Below are 17,692 nucleotides of genomic sequence, written 5' to 3'. Positions count from 1 at the left end.
ATGGGACTTTTTTTCTACACAAAAATAGGCTCCATAATATCTATAGGGGATTTACCCACTACAAATATTATAGAGCCGAAATTTTCGACTGTTTTTTCTTCCTCTTACGAATAATCTAAGAGAGGAGAAAATATGGAAGCAATTATCGAGAAAATCAAAGAGTATAAAATCATCGTCATCTGTACTGGTCTAGGCTTGCTTGTAGGAGGATTTTTCCTACTAAAACCAGCTCCACACACACCTGTCAAGGAAACGAATTTGCAGGCAGAAGTTGCAGCTGTTTCCAAGGATTCATTAACCGAAAAGGAAGTGAAGAAGGAAGAAAAGGAAGAATCCCTTGAACAAGATCTAATCACAGTAGATGTGAAAGGTGCTGTCAAAACACCAGGGATTTATGATTTACCAGTTGGAAGTCGGGTCAATGATGCTGTGCAGAAAGCTGGTGGTTTGACAGAGCAAGCAGACAGCAAGTCGCTCAATCTAGCTCAGAAAGTTAGTGATGAGGCTCTGGTTTACGTTCCATCTAAGGGAGAAGAAGCAGCTAGTCAACAGACTGCTTCTGGGACGGCCTCTTCAACGAGCAAAGAAAAGAAGGTCAATCTCAACAAGGCTAGTCTGGAAGAGCTTAAACAGGTCAAGGGATTAGGTGCCAAACGAGCTCAGGACATTATCGACCATCGTGAGGCAAATGGCAAATTCAAGTCGGTTGATGAACTCAAGAAAGTCTCTGGCATTGGTGCCAAGACCATAGAAAAGCTAAAAGATTATGTTACAGTGGATTAAGAATTTCCCCCTTCCCCTAATCTATCTGAGTTTTCTATTGCTCTGGCTTTACTACGCTATTTTCTCAGCATCTTATCTCGCACTGCTAGGTTTTGTTTTTCTGCTAGTCTGTCTCTTTATCCAATTTTCGTGGAAATCTGCTGGAAAAGTTTTAGCAATTTGTGGAATCTTTGGCTTCTGGTTTCTGTTTCAAACTTGGCAACAGAGTCAAGCGAGTCAAAATTTGGCGTATTCTGTTGAAAGGGTACGAATTTTACCAGACACTATTAAGGTCAATGGTGACAGTCTATCCTTTCGTGGCAAGTCTTATGGACGAATTTTCCAAGTTTATTATAAACTACAGTCCGAGGAGGAGAAAGAATCCTTTCAAGCTTTAACAGCCCTTCATGATATAGAATTAGAAGGAAAACTTTCGGAACCAGAAGGGAAGAGAAATTTTGGTGGTTTTGACTATCAAGCCTATTTGAAGACTCAGGGAATTTACCAGACTCTCAATATCAAAATAATCCAGTCACTTCAAAAGGTTAGCAGTTGGGATATAGGAGAAAATCTGTCGAGTTTACGCCGTAAGGCTGTAGTTTGGATTAAGACGCACTTTCCAGATCCTATGCGCAATTACATGACGGGGCTTCTATTAGGACATCTGGACACCGACTTTGAGGAGATGAATGAGCTTTATTCCAGTCTAGGAATTATCCATCTTTTTGCCTTGTCAGGTATGCAGGTAGGCTTTTTCATGGATGTTTTTAAGAAACTTCTCTTGCGATTGGGCTTGACCCAAGAAAAGTTGAAGTGGCTGACTTATCCCTTTTCCCTTATCTATGCTGGTCTGACAGGATTTTCAGCTTCGGTCATTCGCAGTCTCTTGCAAAAGCTACTGGCTCAACATGGCGTTAAGGGTTTGAATAATTTTGCCTTGACGGTCCTTATCCTCTTTATCGTCATGCCCAACTTTTTCCTGACTGCAGGAGGAGTTTTGTCCTGCGCTTATGCTTTTATCTTGATCATGACCAGCAAAGAAGGGAAGGGGCTCAAGGCTGTTGCTAGAGAAAGTCTAGTCATCTCCTTGGGCATATTGCCCATTCTGTCCTTCTATTTTGCGGAATTTCAGCCTTGGTCCATCCTTTTGACCTTTGTCTTTTCCTTTCTATTTGATTTGGTCTTCTTACCGCTCTTGTCCATCTTATTTGCCCTTTCCTTTCTCTATTCAGTCATTCAGCTGAATTTTATCTTTGAATGGTTGGAGGGCATTATTCGCTTGGTCTCTCAGGTGGCAAGTAGGCCTCTAGTCTTTGGACAACCCAATGCATGGCTTTTAATCCTATTGTTAATTTCCTTGGCTTTAGTCTATGATTTGAGGAAAAACATTAAAAAGCTAACAGTATTGAGTTTATTGATTACAGGTCTCTTTTTCTTTACCAAGCATCCACTGGAAAATGAAATCACCATGCTGGATGTAGGGCAAGGGGAAAGTATTTTCCTACGGGATGTAACTGGGAAAACCATTCTCATAGATGTAGGCGGTAAGGCAGAGTCTAGTAAGAAAATAGAAAAATGGCAAGAAAAGGCGACAACTAGCAATGCCCAGCGAACCTTGATTCCCTATCTCAAAAGTAGAGGAGTAGCCAAGATTGACCAGCTAATTTTGACTAACACGGACAAGGAGTATGTTGGAGATTTGTTAGAGGTGACCAAGGCTTTCCATATTGGGGAGATTTTAGTATCCAAAGGCAGTCTGAAACAGAAGGAATTTGTGGCAGAACTACAGGCGACTCAAACCAAGGTGCGTAGTGTGTCAGTGGGGGAACACTTGGCAATTTTCGGAAGGCAATTAGAAGTCCTATCTCCAAGGAAAATTGGAGATGGAGGTCATGAAAATTCCCTAGTTCTTTATGGGAAACTCTTGGATAAGTACTTTCTCTTCACAGGAAATTTGGAGGAGAAAGGAGAGAAGGATCTTCTGAAGCAATATCCTGACCTAGAAGTGGATGTTTTGAAAGCTGGCCAACATGGCTCTAAAAAATCATCAAGTTCAGCCTTTCTAGAACAGCTCAAACCAGAGATGACTCTCATCTCAGTTGGAAAGAACAATCGAACTAAATTACCCCATCAGGAAACCTTGACCCGACTGGAAGATATCAATAGCAAAGTTTATCGAACTGATCAGCAAGGAGCTATACGCTTTAAAGGGTGGAAAAGTTGGAAAATCGAAAGCGTTCGATAGGAGGAAAAGTTGTTATAGATTAGTAAGAAAACAAAAACCAAAAATCTGTTGCATAATAATGATAAAAACGATATAATGAAAGCGTGTTCAATGTTAAAGATATAAATGCAATAAAATCATTAAAAATTAGCAAAAATCGTTTAATTAGTTAGTTTATGATTATTGGTCTTTTTCAGTCCAGTATATCTGCTGTGAGCGTTCTTAAAACTTATAGGTATGATTGGAATACCTACTATAAGTCTAGTATGAATTGCTAGAGATATAACTATATTAATTCCCTGTTATGGTATCGTTATGACAGCTATTCTGAATATAAAATTGGTTCTGGTTGGAATTACGATTGTTATGAGGTAATAAACTACTACAGCAGAGGTTATTAATCTTTCAAGAGTGATAAAAAGGAGGGCTAGATATGTTGCAGCTTACTCATGTGACCTTAAAAACGCGACAAGTCATCTTACAAGATGTTGATTTTACATTTGAAAAGGGTAGTATTTATGGTATTCTTGCTATAAATGGCTCTGGAAAGACGACACTGTTCCGCGCCATTAGCAATTTAATTCCTATAAGTAGTGGAAATATCGTAGCCCCTCCTTCTTTATTTTATTATGAAAGCGTTGAATGGCTGGATGGAAACTTAAGTGGGATGGACTACCTTCGTCTTATCAAAAACATCTGGAAGTCAGGGCTGAACTTGGGGGATGAAATTGATTACTGGGAAATGTCTGACTATATCAGCCTTCCCATTCGCAAGTATTCCTTAGGCATGAAGCAACGATTGGTGATTGCCATGTATTTCCTCAGTCAGGCGAAATGCTGGCTTATGGATGAGATTACAAATGGCTTAGATGAGTATTATCGACAGAAGTTTTTTGATAGGCTGGCACAAATCGATAGACAAGAACAGCTGGTTCTTTTAAGTTCCCACTATAAGGAAGAGTTGCTTGATGTCTGCGATAGAGTAGTAACCATTCATCAGGGGCAAATAGAAGAGGTTTAGTTTATGAAAGATGTTAGTCTATTTTTATTAAAAAAAGTTTTCAAAAGTCGCTTAAACTGGATTATCTTAGCTTTATTTGTATCTGGACTCGGTGTTACCTTTTATTTTAATAGTCAGACTGCAAACTCCGTCAGCTTGGAGAGCGAGTTGGAAACCCGTCTTGTAAAAGATGAGAGAATCATCAATGAATATGAAGAGAAACTCTCTCAAATATCTGATACCAACTCGGAGGAATACCAGACTGCTAAAATTAATTTAGAATCGCAAAAAAATCTTTTTACTCAAAAGAAAGAAATTCTGGCTTTGTTAAAAGAAGGACGCTGGAAAGAAGCCTACTATTTGCAGTGGCAAGATGAAGAGAAGAGTTATGAAATTTTATCAAAGGAACCGACTTCTAGCTCTGACTTAAAAATGGCGGTTGACCGCGAACGAAAGACTTACCAAGCCCTATATCCCTTGAACATAAAAGCGCACAATTTATATTATCCGACCCACGGGATTGACCAGATTGTCTGGATTTTAGAGGCTATCATCCCAAGCTTGTTTGTGATTGCTATTATTTTTATGCTAACGCAACTATTTGCAGAAAGATATCAAAATCATCTGGATACAGCTCAGTTATATCCTTTTTCAAAAGTGGCATTTGCCATGTCCTCCCTTGGAGTTGGAGTGGGCTATGTAACTGTACTGTTTATCGGAATCAGCGGATTTTCTTTTCTAGTGGGAAGTCTGATAAGTGGTTTTGGACAGTTAGATTATCCCTACCCGATTTATAGCTTAGTGAATCAAGAGGTAACTATTGGAAAGATACAAGATGTATTATTTCCTAGCTTGTTACTAGCTTTCTTAGCCTTTATCGTCATTGTGGAAGTTGTGTATTTGATTACTTACTTTTTCAAGCAAAAAATGCCTGTCCTTTTTCTTTCACTTATTGGGATTGTTGGCTTATTGTTTGGCATTCAAACAATTCAGCCTCTCCAAAAGATTGCACATCTGATTCCCTTTACTTACTTGCGTTCAGTGGAGATTTTATCTGGAAGATTACCTAAGCAAATTGATAATGTCAATCTGAATTGGAGTATGGGAATGGTCTTACTTCCTTGCCTGATTGTCCTTTTGTTGGTGGGGATTCTATTTATTGAAAGATGGGGAAGTTCACGTAAAAAGGAAGTTTTTAATAGGTTTTAGTTTTTCTATAGGGAAAATAAGTAAAAACTAACATAGAGAGGGAATCAACTTGATTCTCTCTTTTTGATTCGAAAACCAAGCTAAACTGCAAACAAAAACTTTTCAAAAAAATAACTTTTTATCTTGACAAGGTCTAGAAAACTTGGTATCATATAAAAGTTGAGAAAAGCAGAAGTGAGAGCTTCTCGCCTTGTGACATTAAGTTGCCTGGCCCTACGGATGAAAAGTTTCTAAGAAACGCTATCATAACGTGCGGGCTTGTATATTTACGAGTCCGCTATTGTTTTTCTCTAATAAAACAAAAGAGGTGAAAACCATAGCAAAGCAAGACTTATTCATCAATGATGAGATTCGTGTACGTGAAGTTCGCTTAATCGGTCTTGAGGGAGAACAGTTAGGTATCAAGCCACTCAGTGAAGCGCAAGCTTTGGCTGATAACGCTAATGTTGACCTAGTGTTGATTCAACCCCAAGCCAAACCGCCTGTTGCAAAAATTATGGACTACGGTAAGTTCAAATTTGAGTACCAGAAGAAGCAAAAAGAACAACGTAAAAAACAAAGTGTTGTTACTGTGAAAGAAGTTCGTCTAAGTCCAACTATTGACAAGGGTGACTTTGATACAAAACTTCGCAATGCACGCAAATTCCTTGAAAAAGGAAATAAAGTTAAGGTATCTATTCGCTTTAAGGGTCGTATGATTACCCATAAAGAGATTGGTGCAAAAGTTTTAGCCGAGTTTGCTGAAGCAACTCAAGATATTGCCATCATCGAACAACGTGCTAAAATGGATGGACGTCAAATGTTCATGCAATTGGCGCCAGCGACTGACAAAAAATAATTGTCAGAAAGTTAAATAAAGGAGAAAAAATCATGCCAAAACAAAAAACACACCGCGCATCAGCTAAACGTTTCAAACGTACAGGTTCTGGTGGACTTAAACGTTTCCGTGCTTACACTTCTCACCGTTTCCACGGAAAAACTAAGAAACAACGTCGTCATCTTCGTAAAGCATCTATGGTGCATTCAGGAGATTACAAACGTATCAAAGCAATGCTTACTCGCTTGAAATAATAGCTTGACTGTAAGTAAAGAATTCTAGGAAATATTTGGAGGAAATAAAACATGGCACGTGTTAAAGGTGGCGTTGTATCACGCAAACGTCGTAAACGTATTCTTAAATTAGCAAAAGGTTACTATGGAGCTAAACACATCTTGTTCCGTACTGCAAAAGAACAAGTAATGAACTCTTACTACTATGCATACCGTGACCGTCGTCAGAAAAAACGTGACTTCCGCAAATTGTGGATCACTCGTATCAATGCAGCAGCTCGTATGAACGGACTTTCATACTCACAATTGATGCATGGTTTGAAATTGGCTGAGATCGAAGTTAACCGTAAAATGCTTGCTGACTTGGCTGTTAACGATGCAGCAGCTTTCACAGCTCTTGCAGATGCAGCGAAAGCAAAACTTGGTAAATAATAACAGATAAGACTGGAACAGGATTGTCCCAGTCTTTTTAAAAATAAAGGAGAAAAATATGGCTTCAAAAATGCTACACACTTGCTTGCGAGTAGAAAATCTTGAAAAATCAATTGCATTCTATCAAGATGCTTTTGGATTTAAAGAATTGCGTCGCAGAGATTTTCCAGACCATGCCTTCACGATTGTCTATCTAGGTCTTGAGGGTGACGACTATGAGTTAGAGTTGACTTATAACTATGATCACGGCCCTTATGTGGTTGGAGATGGCTTTGCCCATATCGCCCTCAGTACACCTGATCTTGAGGCACTTCATCAAGAGCACAGTGCCAAAGGATATGAAGTTACTGAGCCAAATGGCCTACCAGGAACTGCACCTAACTATTACTTTGTCAAAGACCCTGATGGCTACAAGGTCGAAGTCATTCGTGAAAAATAATCTTGTGAGGTCCAGTAGAATGTTCGTTTTCTACTTGACTTTTTTTAGCTGAAAGAGTATACTAATAAAAATTTAACCTTTAAGGGGAGTCCAGAGAGACTCACAAGGTGTCAGATAAAAGAATAGTACAATTTTCTAGAGGAGACTTTTTGAGTGTGCTCTCTTCTGTTGTACGATTTTAACTGAGGCCTTGCATTAGCAAGGTCTTTTCTTTGTCTGGTCCCCTTAAAATTTAAGGAGGAAAAGTCATGAATCCAACATGTAAGAAACGTTTGGGTGCAATTCGTTTGGAAACCATGAAGGTGGTTGCACAGGAGGAAATCGCGCCAGCAATCTTTAAATTAGTCCTAGAGGGGGAAATGGTTGAAGCTATGCGAGCAGGCCAATTTCTTCATCTGCGTGTGCCTGATGATGCCCATCTTTTGCGTCGCCCTATTTCAATTTCGTCTATCGATAAGGTTAAGAAGCAGTGTCATCTCATTTATCGGATTGAGGGAGCTGGGACAGCTATTTTCTCAACCTTAAGTCAGGGAGACACCCTTGATGTGATGGGGCCTCAGGGAAATGGTTTTGACTTGTCTGACCTTGATGAACAGAGCCAGGTTCTCCTCGTTGGTGGTGGGATTGGTGTTCCGCCCTTGCTTGAGGTGGCCAAGGAATTGCATGCCCGTGGGGTGAAAGTAGTGACTGTGCTCGGTTTTGCTAACAAGGATGCTGTTATTCTCGAAAAGGAATTAGCTCAATATGGTCAGGTCTTTGTAACGACAGATGATGGTTCTTATGGTACTAAAGGAAATGTTTCAGTTGTCATCAATGATTTAGATACTCATTTTGACGCCGTCTATTCATGTGGGGCTCCAGGAATGATGAAGTATATCAATCAAATCTTTTATGACCACCCAAGAGCCTATCTATCTCTGGAATCTCGTATGGCTTGTGGGATGGGGGCCTGCTATGCCTGTGTCTTAAAAGTGCCAGAAAGCGAGACGGTCAGCCAACGTGTCTGTGAAGATGGCCCTGTTTTCCGCACAGGAACAGTTGTATTATAAGGAGAAAATTATGACTAGAAATCGTTTACAAGTTTCTCTACCTGGCTTGGATTTGAAAAATCCGATTATTCCAGCATCAGGCTGTTTTGGCTTTGGACAAGAGTATGCCAAGTACTATGATTTAGACCTTTTAGGTTCTATTATGATTAAGGCGACGACCCTTGAACCCCGTTTTGGCAATCCAACTCCAAGGGTAGCAGAGACACCTGCTGGTATGCTCAATGCAATTGGCTTGCAAAATCCGGGTTTGGAAGTTGTTTTGGCTGAAAAGTTACCTTGGCTGGAAAGAGAATATCCAAATCTTCCTATTATTGCCAATGTAGCTGGTTTTTCAAAACAAGAGTATGCTGCTGTTTCTCATGGTATTTCCAAGGCAGCTAATGTGAAGGCTATTGAGCTCAATATTTCTTGTCCCAACGTAGATCACTGTAATCATGGACTCTTGATTGGTCAAGACCCTGATCTGGCTTATGATGTGGTGAAAGCAGCTGTCGAATCCTCAGATGTACCAGTTTATGTCAAACTAACCCCTAGTGTGACAGATATTGTCACCGTTGCAAAAGCAGCAGAAGATGCGGGAGCAAGTGGCTTGACTATGATTAATACTCTGGTTGGAATGCGTTTTGACCTCAAAAACAGAAAACCAATCTTGGCCAATGGAACAGGTGGAATGTCTGGTCCAGCAGTCTTTCCAGTAGCCCTCAAACTCATCCGCCAAGTCGCCCAAACTACAGACCTGCCCATCATTGGAATGGGAGGAGTGGATTCGGCAGAAGCTGCCCTAGAAATGTATCTGGCTGGAGCATCGGCCATTGGAGTTGGAACAGCCAACTTTACCAATCCATATGCCTGTCCTGATATTATTGAAAATCTGCCAAAAGTCATGGACAAATACGGCATTAGCAGTCTAGAAAATCTCCGTCAGGAAGTAAAAGCTAGCTTTAGATAAGCTAGAACATCTTTATCGTCAATAAGACACAGAATTTTCATCATTTTGTAATATTCTCATCTTTATAACTATGTTAGAATAAAATTAATCATGAATGATGTAGATGAATTTCTACTTAGGGGAGTAAAATGAAGAGAACACTACTTGTAAGCACAGCAGTGCTTGCATTGGCAATTGTGCCAACAACATCAGTATTTGCTGAAGATAAAACAACAGACCAAAGTCAAACGACAAATAAGAGTCAATCTGTGGATAAAAATCAGACTCCAACATCAGAAGAGAAAAAAGTTGTTGAATATACAAAGAATGAGACTGCAAAGACGGAAAAAAAGAAAGAACCAGTTGTTGTAGAAGAAGATAATTCTAAAAAAGAGGCTATTTCAAACAAAGAAAAAGTTGAAGAAGTTCCTAAGAATGGTTGGCAGAAAGAGAACGGGGAATGGCTTTTTTATGAGAATAATCAACCAATCAAAAACTGGAAAAAAATTGCGGGTGTCTGGTATTTCTTTGATCAAAATGGAATCATGGCTAGCAATAGGATTGTTAATGACTATGCTTTTCATACTAGTGGAGCAATGGTAGAAAATTCCTGGGTAAAAATTGCTGATAAATGGTATTATGCTACAGATTCAGGAAAGATTGTTCGTAATAGATGGGAAAGAGTTGGCAATGTTTGGTATTACTTCAACCAAGATGGAGTTATGGCTAGCAATACTCTAGTTGACGATTATCTTCTTAATAGCAGTGGGGCAATGGCTCAAAATGATTGGGAAAAAATTGCTGATAAATGGTATTATGCTACAGATTCAGGAAAGATTGTCCGTAATAAATGGGAAAAAATTAATGGAATATGGTACTATTTTAACAGTGACGGTGTGATGGCTAGTAATCAGTGGAAAGATGCTTACTATCTAAAAAATAGTGGAGCGATGGCTGAAAAAGAATGGATTTTTGATAAATCTTATAATAGCTGGTTTTACCTAAAATCAGGTGGTGCTTATGCTTCACGTGAATGGATTGATGCTTATTACCTCAAATCTGGTGGTTATATGGCCAAGAATGAATGGATTTTTGACCCTAACTACAATGCATGGTACTACCTAAAAGAAGATGGGAGTTATGTTACTGGTGCTTTTAACATCGAAAATAAATCCTACTTCTTCCAGGGGGATGGAAAGTGGATTCAAAGCCCCAAATATTTTAAGGTTAGACCAATCACAGCCTATATTTATAGCGAATCAGGAGATATTTTGAGTTATGTCAATCAGGGAAGTATTGTGACCTATGATAGCTCTAAAAGTAAGGGCAGTCGCCTTGCTGTTTCAATATCAGGCTTGTCTGGTTATATGAATCAAAACGATTTGACTTTAGTTGATGAAGAAAGTGAGTTTATTCCTCACTATACTACTGACGGAAGATTCCTATATCATGAACTTTCTCCATACACTAGTATTCGGGTAGCTCCACATACTTCAGCCATGAAAATTGGCAAGAAGTATTATTCAAATGATGGAGAACATTTTGATGGGTTTACTATCAAGAATCGTTTTCTTTTTAAGAATTTGACTGAACCAACCAACTATAGTGCGGATGAATTAAATAGAGTTTATTCGATGATGAATATCCGAAACAGCCGTCTTGCTGGTAAAGGAGCAATTTTTAAAGAAGCTGAAGAACGTTACGGTGTCAATGCTCTTTATTTAATGGCTCACAGTGCGCTAGAAAGTGCTTGGGGACGTAGCCAAATTGCTAATGATAAAAATAACTTCTTCGGAATAGCTGCTTACGATACCAGTCCCTATGATTCAGCTAAGAAATTTGATGATGTAGATAAAGGAATTCTTGGTGCGGCCAAGTGGATTCGTGAGAACTATATTGACCGTGGAAGAGATCACCTTGGAAATAAAGCGACAGGAATGAATGTACGCTATGCATCAGATCCGTACTGGGGTGAAAAAATAGCTAGTATCATGATGAATATCAATAGTCGACTTGGTGGAAAAGATTAGTCCTATAATTGGATATGATTTGAGTATAATACTCAATGAAAATCAAAGAGCAAACTAGGAAACTAGCCGCAGGTTGCTCAAAACACTGTTTTGAGGTTGTAGATAAGACTGACGAAGTCAGTCACATATATACGGCAAGGCGACGTTGACGTGGTTTGAAGAGATTTTCGAAGAGTATAAGCTAAAAATCCTGATTTCAAGTCGAATCAGGATTTTTTCATGGATGCGATTTTTTCGGGGTCTGGTGTGACACGGAGGGTCTTTTGTCCTGTGTAAGTGACAAAGCCAGGTTTTCCACCAGTTGGTTTGTTGAGTTTCTTGACTTCAATCATATCTACCTGGACCAGATTTGACAGGCGACCTTGAGAGAAGTAGGCGGCTAGTTCTGCCGCGTCTGTCTTGACTTCATCGGATGGGTCTAGATTTCCTGATATGACGACGTGGCTTCCAGGAATGTCCTTGGCGTGGAACCAAAGTTCCTCCTTGCGGGCCATTTTAAAGGTTAGTTCTTCGTTTTGAAGATTGTTTCTACCGACATAGATGATGGTTTTGCCATCACTCGCCAGATATTGTTCTGGTTTTTTGCGTTTCTGGATTTTCTCCCGTTGTCTTCTGCGGATAAAGCCTGTTTGGATCAATTCTTCACGAATTTCAGCGATTTCTTCTAGTCCAGCTTGATTGAGGACGATTTCTACACTTTCCAGATAGAGAATGGTTGCCTTGGTTTCTTCAATCAGATCAGTCAAGTATTTGACAGCTTCTTTGAGTTTCTGGTAACGTTTAAAGTAGCGTTGGGCATTCTGGTTGGGAGTCAAGGCCTTATCAAGCGCAATTGTGATTGGTTGATTAGTGTAGTAATTGTCTAGGATAACCTGGTTTTGGTCGTTAGGCACTTGATGGAGGAAGGTTGTCAGCAATTCTCCTTTTTGGCGAAATTCTTCAGCATTGTCTGTCGCCAGTAACTCTTTTTCTTGTTTTTTCAGCTTATGTCGATTTTTCTGAAGTTCATTTTCAACACGACGAATGAGTTCACTGGCTTGCTGTTTGACGCGGTCGCGCTCAGCCTTATCCTTATAGTAGGTGTCCAACAAATCAGAAAGACTGGCAAAAGGCTCTCCCACTTGATTTGCAAAAGGAACTGGACTGAAGGAAGTCTCAGTCAAGCATGGCTTGGTTTCTTGACTGAAAAAGCTACGGAAGGTAGATAGTTTATCACTAGCCAGAATATTTTCCAATTCATTTGCCGTATCACGTCCCAAGCCTTGAAAAAGGTTTTGAAGGTTTTTAGCTGTGGTTTCTTGTGTTTGTAAAATTTCAAAGAGCTTTTCATCTTTGATGGTGAAAGGATTGAGTGATTCCGTGCTTGGCGGAGCGATGTAGGTCGACCCAGGAAGCAAGGTGCGGTAGCTATTTTGTGAAAAACCGACGTGTTTGATCACTTCGAGGATTTTATGGCTACTTTTATCGACCAGTAGAATATTACTGTGTTTACCCATGATTTCGATAATCAAGGTAGCCTGGATATGGTCTCCAATCTCGTTTTTATTGGAAACTGTAATTTCCACAATTCGGTCATTTTCCACCTGCTCAATGGACTCAATCAGGGCACCCTGCAAATATTTTCTCAAAACCATGATAAAGGTAGAAGGTTGGGCTGGATTTTCAAAAGTCGTTTGGGTCAGTTGGATTCGTCCAAAAATGGGATGAGCAGAGAGGAGCAAGCGATGGCTTTGGCGATTGCTGCGGATTTGCAAGACCAACTCTTGTTCAAAAGGTTGATTGATTTTCTGAATGCGACCGTTCACTAACTCTCTGCGCAATTCCTCAACCATGTGGTGTAAAAAAAATCCGTCAAATGACATCGTTCTCTCCTTGTGATTGTATTCCATAGTATTATATCAAAAAGGTAGAATAAAATCATGGAAATGTGGTATAATAAAGCCAAGTAAAGAGAAACGAGAAGCACATGTATATTGAAATGGTAGATGAAACTGGTCAAGTTTCAAAAGAAATGTTGCAACAAACCCAAGAAATTTTGGAATTTGCAGCCCAAAAATTAGGCAAAGAAGACAAGGAGATGGCAGTTACCTTTGTGACCAATGAACGTAGTCATGAACTCAATCTGGAGTACCGTGACACCGACCGTCCGACAGATGTTATCAGCCTTGAATATAAGCCAGAGTTGGAAATTGCCTTTGACGAAGAGGATTTACTTGAAAATCCAGAATTGGCAGAGATGATGTCTGAGTTTGATGCCTATATTGGGGAACTGTTCATCTCTATTGATAAGGCTCATGAGCAGGCCGAGGAATATGGCCATAGCTTTGAGCGTGAGATGGGCTTCTTGGCAGTACACGGCTTTTTACATATCAACGGCTATGATCACTACACTCCAGAAGAAGAAGCGGAGATGTTCGGTTTACAAGAAGAAATTTTGACAGCCTATGGACTCACAAGACAATAAACGAAAATGGAAAAATCGTGACCTGATAGCCAGTTTAGAATTTGCCATCACAGGGATTTTTACTGCTATCAAGGAAGAACGCAATATGCGAAAACATGCAGTGACGTCTCTTGTCGTCATTCTTGCAGGTTTTGTTTTTCAGGTGTCACGAATCGAATGGCTCTTTCTCCTATTGAGCATTTTCTTGGTGGTAGCTTTTGAGATTATCAATTCTGCTATTGAAAATGTGGTGGATTTAGCCAGTCACTATCACTTTTCCATGCTGGCTAAAAATGCCAAGGATATGGCAGCTGGCGCGGTATTAGTAGTCTCTCTTTTCGCAGCCTTAACAGGCGCATTGATTTTTCTCCCACGAATCTGGGATTTATTATTTTAAACAGTAAGAGGAAATTATGACTTTTAAATCAGGCTTTGTAGCCATTTTAGGACGTCCCAACGTTGGGAAGTCAACCTTTTTAAATCACGTTATGGGGCAAAAGATTGCCATTATGAGTGACAAGGCGCAGACAACGCGCAACAAAATTATGGGAATTTACACAACTGATAAGGAGCAAATTGTCTTTATCGACACACCAGGGATTCACAAACCTAAAACAGCTCTCGGAGATTTCATGGTCGAATCTGCCTATAGCACCCTTCGTGAAGTGGATACCGTTCTTTTCATGGTTCCTGCTGATGAAGCGCGTGGTAAGGGGGACGATATGATTATCGAGCGTCTCAAGGCTGCTAAGGTTCCTGTTATTCTGGTGGTGAACAAGATCGATAAGGTTCATCCAGACCAGCTTTTGTCTCAGATTGATGATTTTCGTAATCAAATGGACTTTAAGGAAATCGTTCCAATCTCAGCTCTTCAAGGGAATAACGTCTCTCGTCTAGTGGATATTTTGAGTGAAAATCTGGACGAAGGTTTCCAATATTTCCCATCTGATCAAATCACAGACCATCCAGAACGATTCTTGGTTTCAGAAATGGTTCGCGAGAAAGTCTTGCACCTAACTCGCGAAGAGATCCCTCACTCAGTTGCTGTAGTGGTTGATTCGATGAAACGAGATGAAGAGACAGACAAGGTTCATATCCGTGCAACCATCATGGTCGAGCGAGATAGCCAAAAAGGGATTATCATCGGTAAAGGTGGCGCTATGCTTAAGAAAATCGGTAGCATGGCCCGTCGCGATATTGAACTGATGCTAGGAGATAAGGTCTTCCTAGAAACATGGGTCAAGGTCAAGAAAAACTGGCGTGATAAAAAGCTAGATTTGGCTGACTTTGGCTATAATGAAAAAGAATACTAAGCAGAGGTGGGCTCATGCCTGCTTCTTGTTTTTACAGAAGGAGGACTTATGCCTGAATTACCTGAGGTTGAAACCGTTCGACGTGGCTTGGAAAAATTGATTTTGGGAAAGAAGATTTCGAGTGTAGAAATTCGCTATCCCAAGATGATTAAGACGGATTTGAACGAGTTTCAAAAGGAAGTGCCTGGTCAGATTGTTGAGTCAATGGGACGTCGTGGTAAATATTTGCTTTTCTACCTGACAGACAAGATCTTGATTTCCCATTTGCGGATGGAGGGCAAGTATTTTTACTATCCAGACCAAGTGCCTGAACGCAAGCATGCTCATATTTTCTTCCAGTTTGCGGATGGTGGCACGCTTGTTTATGAGGATGTTCGCAAGTTTGGTACTATGGAACTCTTGGCGCCTGACCTTTTGGAAGTCTACTTTCTTTCTAAAAAACTAGGACCTGAACCAAGCGAACAAGACTTTGATTTGCAGGTCTTTCAAACTGCCCTAGCTAAGTCCAAAAAACCTATCAAATCCCATCTTCTAGACCAGACCTTGGTAGCTGGACTTGGCAATATCTATGTGGATGAGGTTCTTTGGCGAGCTCAGGTTCATCCAGCTAGACCTTCCCAGACTCTGACAGCAGAAGAAGCGACTGCCATTCATGACCAGACCATCGCTGTTTTGGGACAGGCTGTTGAAAAAGGTGGTTCTACCATTCGGACCTATACCAATGCCTTTGGGGAAGATGGAACCATGCAGGATTTTCATCAAGTCTATGACAAGGCTGGTCAAGAATGTTCACGTTGTGGTACTATCATTGAGAAAATCCAACTAGGCGGACGAGGAACTCACTTTTGTCCTCAGTGCCAAAGGAGGGGCTGATGGGAAAAATCATCGGAATCACTGGGGGAATTGCCTCTGGTAAGTCAACCGTGACAAATTTTCTAAGAAAGCAAGGCTTTCAAGTGGTGGATGCTGATGCAGTCGTCCACCAACTACAGGAACCTAGTGGTCGTCTGTTTGAAGCTCTAGTCCAGCACTTTGGTCAAGAAATTGTATTAGAAAATGGAGAACTCAATCGCCCTCTCCTAGCTAGTCTTATCTTTTCAAATCCTGAAGAACGAGAATGGTCTAAGCAAATCCAAGGAGAGATTATCCGTGAGGAACTAGCTACGTTGAGAGACCAGTTGGCTCAGACAGAAGAGATTTTCTTCATGGATATTCCCCTACTTTTTGAGCAGGCCTACAGCGCTTGGTTTGATGAGACTTGGTTGGTCTATGTGGACCGAGATGTCCAAGTAGAACGCTTAATGAAAAGGGACCAGTTGTCTAAAGATGAAGCTGAATCTCGTCTGGCAGCCCAGTGGCCTTTAGAGAAAAAGAAAGATTTGGCCAGCCAAATTCTTGATAATAATGGGAATCAGGACCAGCTTCTTACTCAGGTGTTCTCCCTGCTTGAGGGAGGTAAGCAAGATGACAGAGATTAACTGGAAGGATAATCTGCGCATTGCCTGGTTTGGTAATTTTCTGACAGGAGCCAGTATTTCTTTGGTTGTGCCTTTTATGCCCATCTTTGTGGAAAATCTAGGTGTAGGGAGTGAGCAAGTCGCTTTTTATGCAGGCTTAGCTATTTCTGTCTCTGCTATTTCTGCGGCGCTCTTTTCTCCTATCTGGGGTATTTTTGCTGATAAATACGGTCGAAAACCCATGATGATTCGTGCTGGTCTGGCCATGACTATCACTATGGGAGGCTTGGCCTTTGTGCCAAATATCTATTGGTTAATCTTTCTTCGTTTACTGAATGGTGTATTTGCGGGTTTTGTTCCCAATGCAACGGCCTTAATAGCCAGTCAGGTTCCCAAGGAGAAATCAGGCTCTGCCTTAGGTACTTTGTCTACTGGCGTAGTTGCAGGCACTCTAACTGGCCCCTTTATTGGTGGCTTTATTGCAGAATTATTTGGTATTCGTACAGTTTTCTTACTGGTTGGTAGTTTTCTATTCTTAGCTGCTGTTTTAACTATTTGCTTTATCAAGGAAGATTTTCAACCACTAGCCAAGGAAAAGGCCATCCCAACAAAGGAATTATTTACATCAGTTAAATATCCCTATCTCTTGGTCAACCTCTTTCTGACTAGTTTTGTCATCCAATTTTCAGCCCAATCAATCGGCCCTATCTTAGCTCTGTATGTACGCGACTTAGGCCAGACAGAGAATCTTCTTTTTGTCTCTGGTTTGATTGTATCTAGTATGGGCTTTTCCAGTATGATGAGTGCAGGAGTCATGGGAAAGCTAGGTGACAAGGTGGGCAACCATCGCCTCTTGGTTGTAGCCCAGCTTTATTCAGTCATCATCTATCTTCTTTGTGCCAATGCCTCTAGCCCCTTTCAACTAGGACTCTATCGTTTCCTCTTTGGCTTGGGAACCGGTGCTTTGATTCCCGGAGTTAATGCCCTTCTCAGCAAGATGACGCCCAAAGCTGGTATTTCGAGGGTCTTTGCCTTCAATCAGGTATTCTTTTATCTGGGAGGTGTCGTTGGTCCTATGGCAGGTTCTGCAGTAGCAGGAAAATTTGGCTACCATGCAGTCTTTTATGTGACAAGCCTTTGTGTTGCCTTTAGTTGTCTCTTTAACCTTCTTCAATTTCGAACATTATTAAAAGTAAAGGAAATCTAGTGCGAGTAAAAATTAATCTCAAATGCTCCTCTTGTGGCAGTATCAATTACCTAACTAGTAAAAATTCAAAAACCCATCCCGACAAGATTGAGGTTTTAAAGTATTGTCCCAAGGAAAGAAAAGTAACCCTACATCTTGAATCTAAGTAG

Annotated in this window: 19 protein-coding genes and 1 other annotated feature; of the genes, 18 read left to right on the top strand and 1 reads right to left on the bottom strand. The window is 40.5% G+C overall.

Going from position 1 to position 17,692, the window contains the following annotated elements:
- Nucleotides 1-132: 132 nt before the first annotated feature.
- The 11 genes from OCF96_RS07580 to OCF96_RS07525 all read left to right on the top strand — a co-directional run bounded on the left by OCF96_RS07580 (nucleotide 133) and on the right by OCF96_RS07525 (nucleotide 11,123).
- Nucleotides 133-783, top strand: coding sequence for a helix-hairpin-helix domain-containing protein (locus tag OCF96_RS07580; protein WP_084927567.1), 651 nt, complete (start codon nucleotides 133-135; stop codon nucleotides 781-783).
- Nucleotides 767-3,007, top strand: coding sequence for a DNA internalization-related competence protein ComEC/Rec2 (locus OCF96_RS07575; RefSeq protein WP_261446840.1), 2,241 nt, complete (start codon nucleotides 767-769; stop codon nucleotides 3,005-3,007). The genes OCF96_RS07580 and OCF96_RS07575 overlap by 17 nt, the downstream gene beginning before the upstream one ends.
- A gap of 412 nt (nucleotides 3,008-3,419) precedes the next feature.
- Complete coding sequence (locus tag OCF96_RS07565) at nucleotides 3,420-4,007, top strand: ABC transporter ATP-binding protein (RefSeq protein ID WP_261446839.1); 588 nt, start codon at nucleotides 3,420-3,422, stop codon at nucleotides 4,005-4,007.
- A gap of 3 nt (nucleotides 4,008-4,010) precedes the next feature.
- Nucleotides 4,011-5,195, top strand: a complete 1,185-nt coding sequence (locus OCF96_RS07560; protein WP_261446838.1) for a hypothetical protein — start codon at nucleotides 4,011-4,013, stop codon at nucleotides 5,193-5,195.
- Between the two features lie 160 nt (nucleotides 5,196-5,355).
- Nucleotides 5,356-5,487: a sequence feature (ribosomal protein L20 leader region), on the top strand.
- Between the two features lie 15 nt (nucleotides 5,488-5,502).
- Nucleotides 5,503-6,033 carry a translation initiation factor IF-3 gene (gene infC, locus OCF96_RS07555; protein ID WP_000848180.1) on the top strand — a complete coding sequence of 177 codons (531 nt, stop codon included), beginning with the start codon at nucleotides 5,503-5,505 and terminating at the stop codon, nucleotides 6,031-6,033.
- Nucleotides 6,034-6,065: 32 nt separating this feature from the next.
- Nucleotides 6,066-6,266 (top strand): 50S ribosomal protein L35, encoded by a 201-nt coding sequence (gene rpmI, locus OCF96_RS07550; RefSeq protein WP_001125943.1) that lies wholly within the window; start codon nucleotides 6,066-6,068, stop codon nucleotides 6,264-6,266.
- A 51-nt stretch (nucleotides 6,267-6,317) separates the two neighbouring features.
- Entirely contained in the window at nucleotides 6,318-6,677 is a 360-nt protein-coding gene (gene rplT, locus OCF96_RS07545; RefSeq protein ID WP_000124834.1) for a 50S ribosomal protein L20, read from the top strand.
- 58 nt (nucleotides 6,678-6,735) lie between these two features.
- Complete coding sequence (gene gloA, locus OCF96_RS07540; protein ID WP_000157153.1) at nucleotides 6,736-7,116, top strand: lactoylglutathione lyase; 381 nt, start codon at nucleotides 6,736-6,738, stop codon at nucleotides 7,114-7,116.
- Nucleotides 7,117-7,364: 248 nt separating this feature from the next.
- On the top strand, nucleotides 7,365-8,165 hold the full coding sequence (locus OCF96_RS07535) for a dihydroorotate dehydrogenase electron transfer subunit (RefSeq protein WP_261446837.1): 801 nt from the start codon (nucleotides 7,365-7,367) through the stop codon (nucleotides 8,163-8,165).
- Complete coding sequence (locus OCF96_RS07530) at nucleotides 8,128-9,114, top strand: dihydroorotate dehydrogenase (protein ID WP_192852008.1); 987 nt, start codon at nucleotides 8,128-8,130, stop codon at nucleotides 9,112-9,114. The genes OCF96_RS07535 and OCF96_RS07530 overlap by 38 nt, the downstream gene beginning before the upstream one ends.
- A 128-nt stretch (nucleotides 9,115-9,242) precedes the next feature.
- Complete coding sequence (locus OCF96_RS07525) at nucleotides 9,243-11,123, top strand: glucosaminidase domain-containing protein (RefSeq protein WP_261039273.1); 1,881 nt, start codon at nucleotides 9,243-9,245, stop codon at nucleotides 11,121-11,123.
- 206 nt (nucleotides 11,124-11,329) lie between these two features.
- On the opposite strand, the gene pavA is transcribed toward OCF96_RS07525, so the two are convergent.
- A complete protein-coding gene (gene pavA / locus OCF96_RS07520) occupies nucleotides 11,330-12,985 on the bottom strand; it encodes an Rqc2 family fibronectin-binding protein PavA (protein WP_261446836.1) in 1,656 nt (551 codons plus the stop codon).
- Between the two features lie 104 nt (nucleotides 12,986-13,089).
- Here pavA and ybeY point away from each other — a divergent pair, with 104 nt between their 5' ends.
- The 7 genes from ybeY to rpmG are packed head-to-tail and all read left to right on the top strand — an operon-like array spanning nucleotide 13,090 to nucleotide 17,692.
- Nucleotides 13,090-13,587 carry an rRNA maturation RNase YbeY gene (gene ybeY, locus OCF96_RS07515; RefSeq protein ID WP_000275156.1) on the top strand — a complete coding sequence of 166 codons (498 nt, stop codon included), beginning with the start codon at nucleotides 13,090-13,092 and terminating at the stop codon, nucleotides 13,585-13,587.
- Entirely contained in the window at nucleotides 13,568-13,963 is a 396-nt protein-coding gene (locus OCF96_RS07510; RefSeq protein WP_049515195.1) for a diacylglycerol kinase family protein, read from the top strand. Before ybeY ends, OCF96_RS07510 begins: the two co-directional genes overlap by 20 nt.
- 16 nt (nucleotides 13,964-13,979) lie before the next feature.
- Nucleotides 13,980-14,879 carry a GTPase Era gene (gene era, locus OCF96_RS07505; protein ID WP_000143264.1) on the top strand — a complete coding sequence of 300 codons (900 nt, stop codon included), beginning with the start codon at nucleotides 13,980-13,982 and terminating at the stop codon, nucleotides 14,877-14,879.
- A gap of 48 nt (nucleotides 14,880-14,927) precedes the next feature.
- Complete coding sequence (gene mutM / locus OCF96_RS07500; RefSeq protein WP_020902910.1) at nucleotides 14,928-15,752, top strand: DNA-formamidopyrimidine glycosylase; 825 nt, start codon at nucleotides 14,928-14,930, stop codon at nucleotides 15,750-15,752.
- Nucleotides 15,752-16,357, top strand: coding sequence for a dephospho-CoA kinase (gene coaE, locus OCF96_RS07495; protein WP_020902909.1), 606 nt, complete (start codon nucleotides 15,752-15,754; stop codon nucleotides 16,355-16,357). Before mutM ends, coaE begins: the two co-directional genes overlap by 1 nt.
- Complete coding sequence (locus OCF96_RS07490; protein WP_261078420.1) at nucleotides 16,344-17,543, top strand: multidrug efflux MFS transporter PmrA; 1,200 nt, start codon at nucleotides 16,344-16,346, stop codon at nucleotides 17,541-17,543. Before coaE ends, OCF96_RS07490 begins: the two co-directional genes overlap by 14 nt.
- Nucleotides 17,543-17,692 (top strand): 50S ribosomal protein L33, encoded by a 150-nt coding sequence (gene rpmG, locus OCF96_RS07485; protein ID WP_001809104.1) that lies wholly within the window; start codon nucleotides 17,543-17,545, stop codon nucleotides 17,690-17,692. Before OCF96_RS07490 ends, rpmG begins: the two co-directional genes overlap by 1 nt.

The sequence above is a fragment of the Streptococcus mitis genome (assembly GCF_946190065.1).
GTDB classification, from domain to species: Bacteria; Bacillota; Bacilli; order Lactobacillales; family Streptococcaceae; genus Streptococcus; species Streptococcus mitis_DE.
The sequence above is the reverse complement of the archived record's forward strand: the minus strand, read 5'-3'. Positions and strand labels throughout refer to the sequence as shown.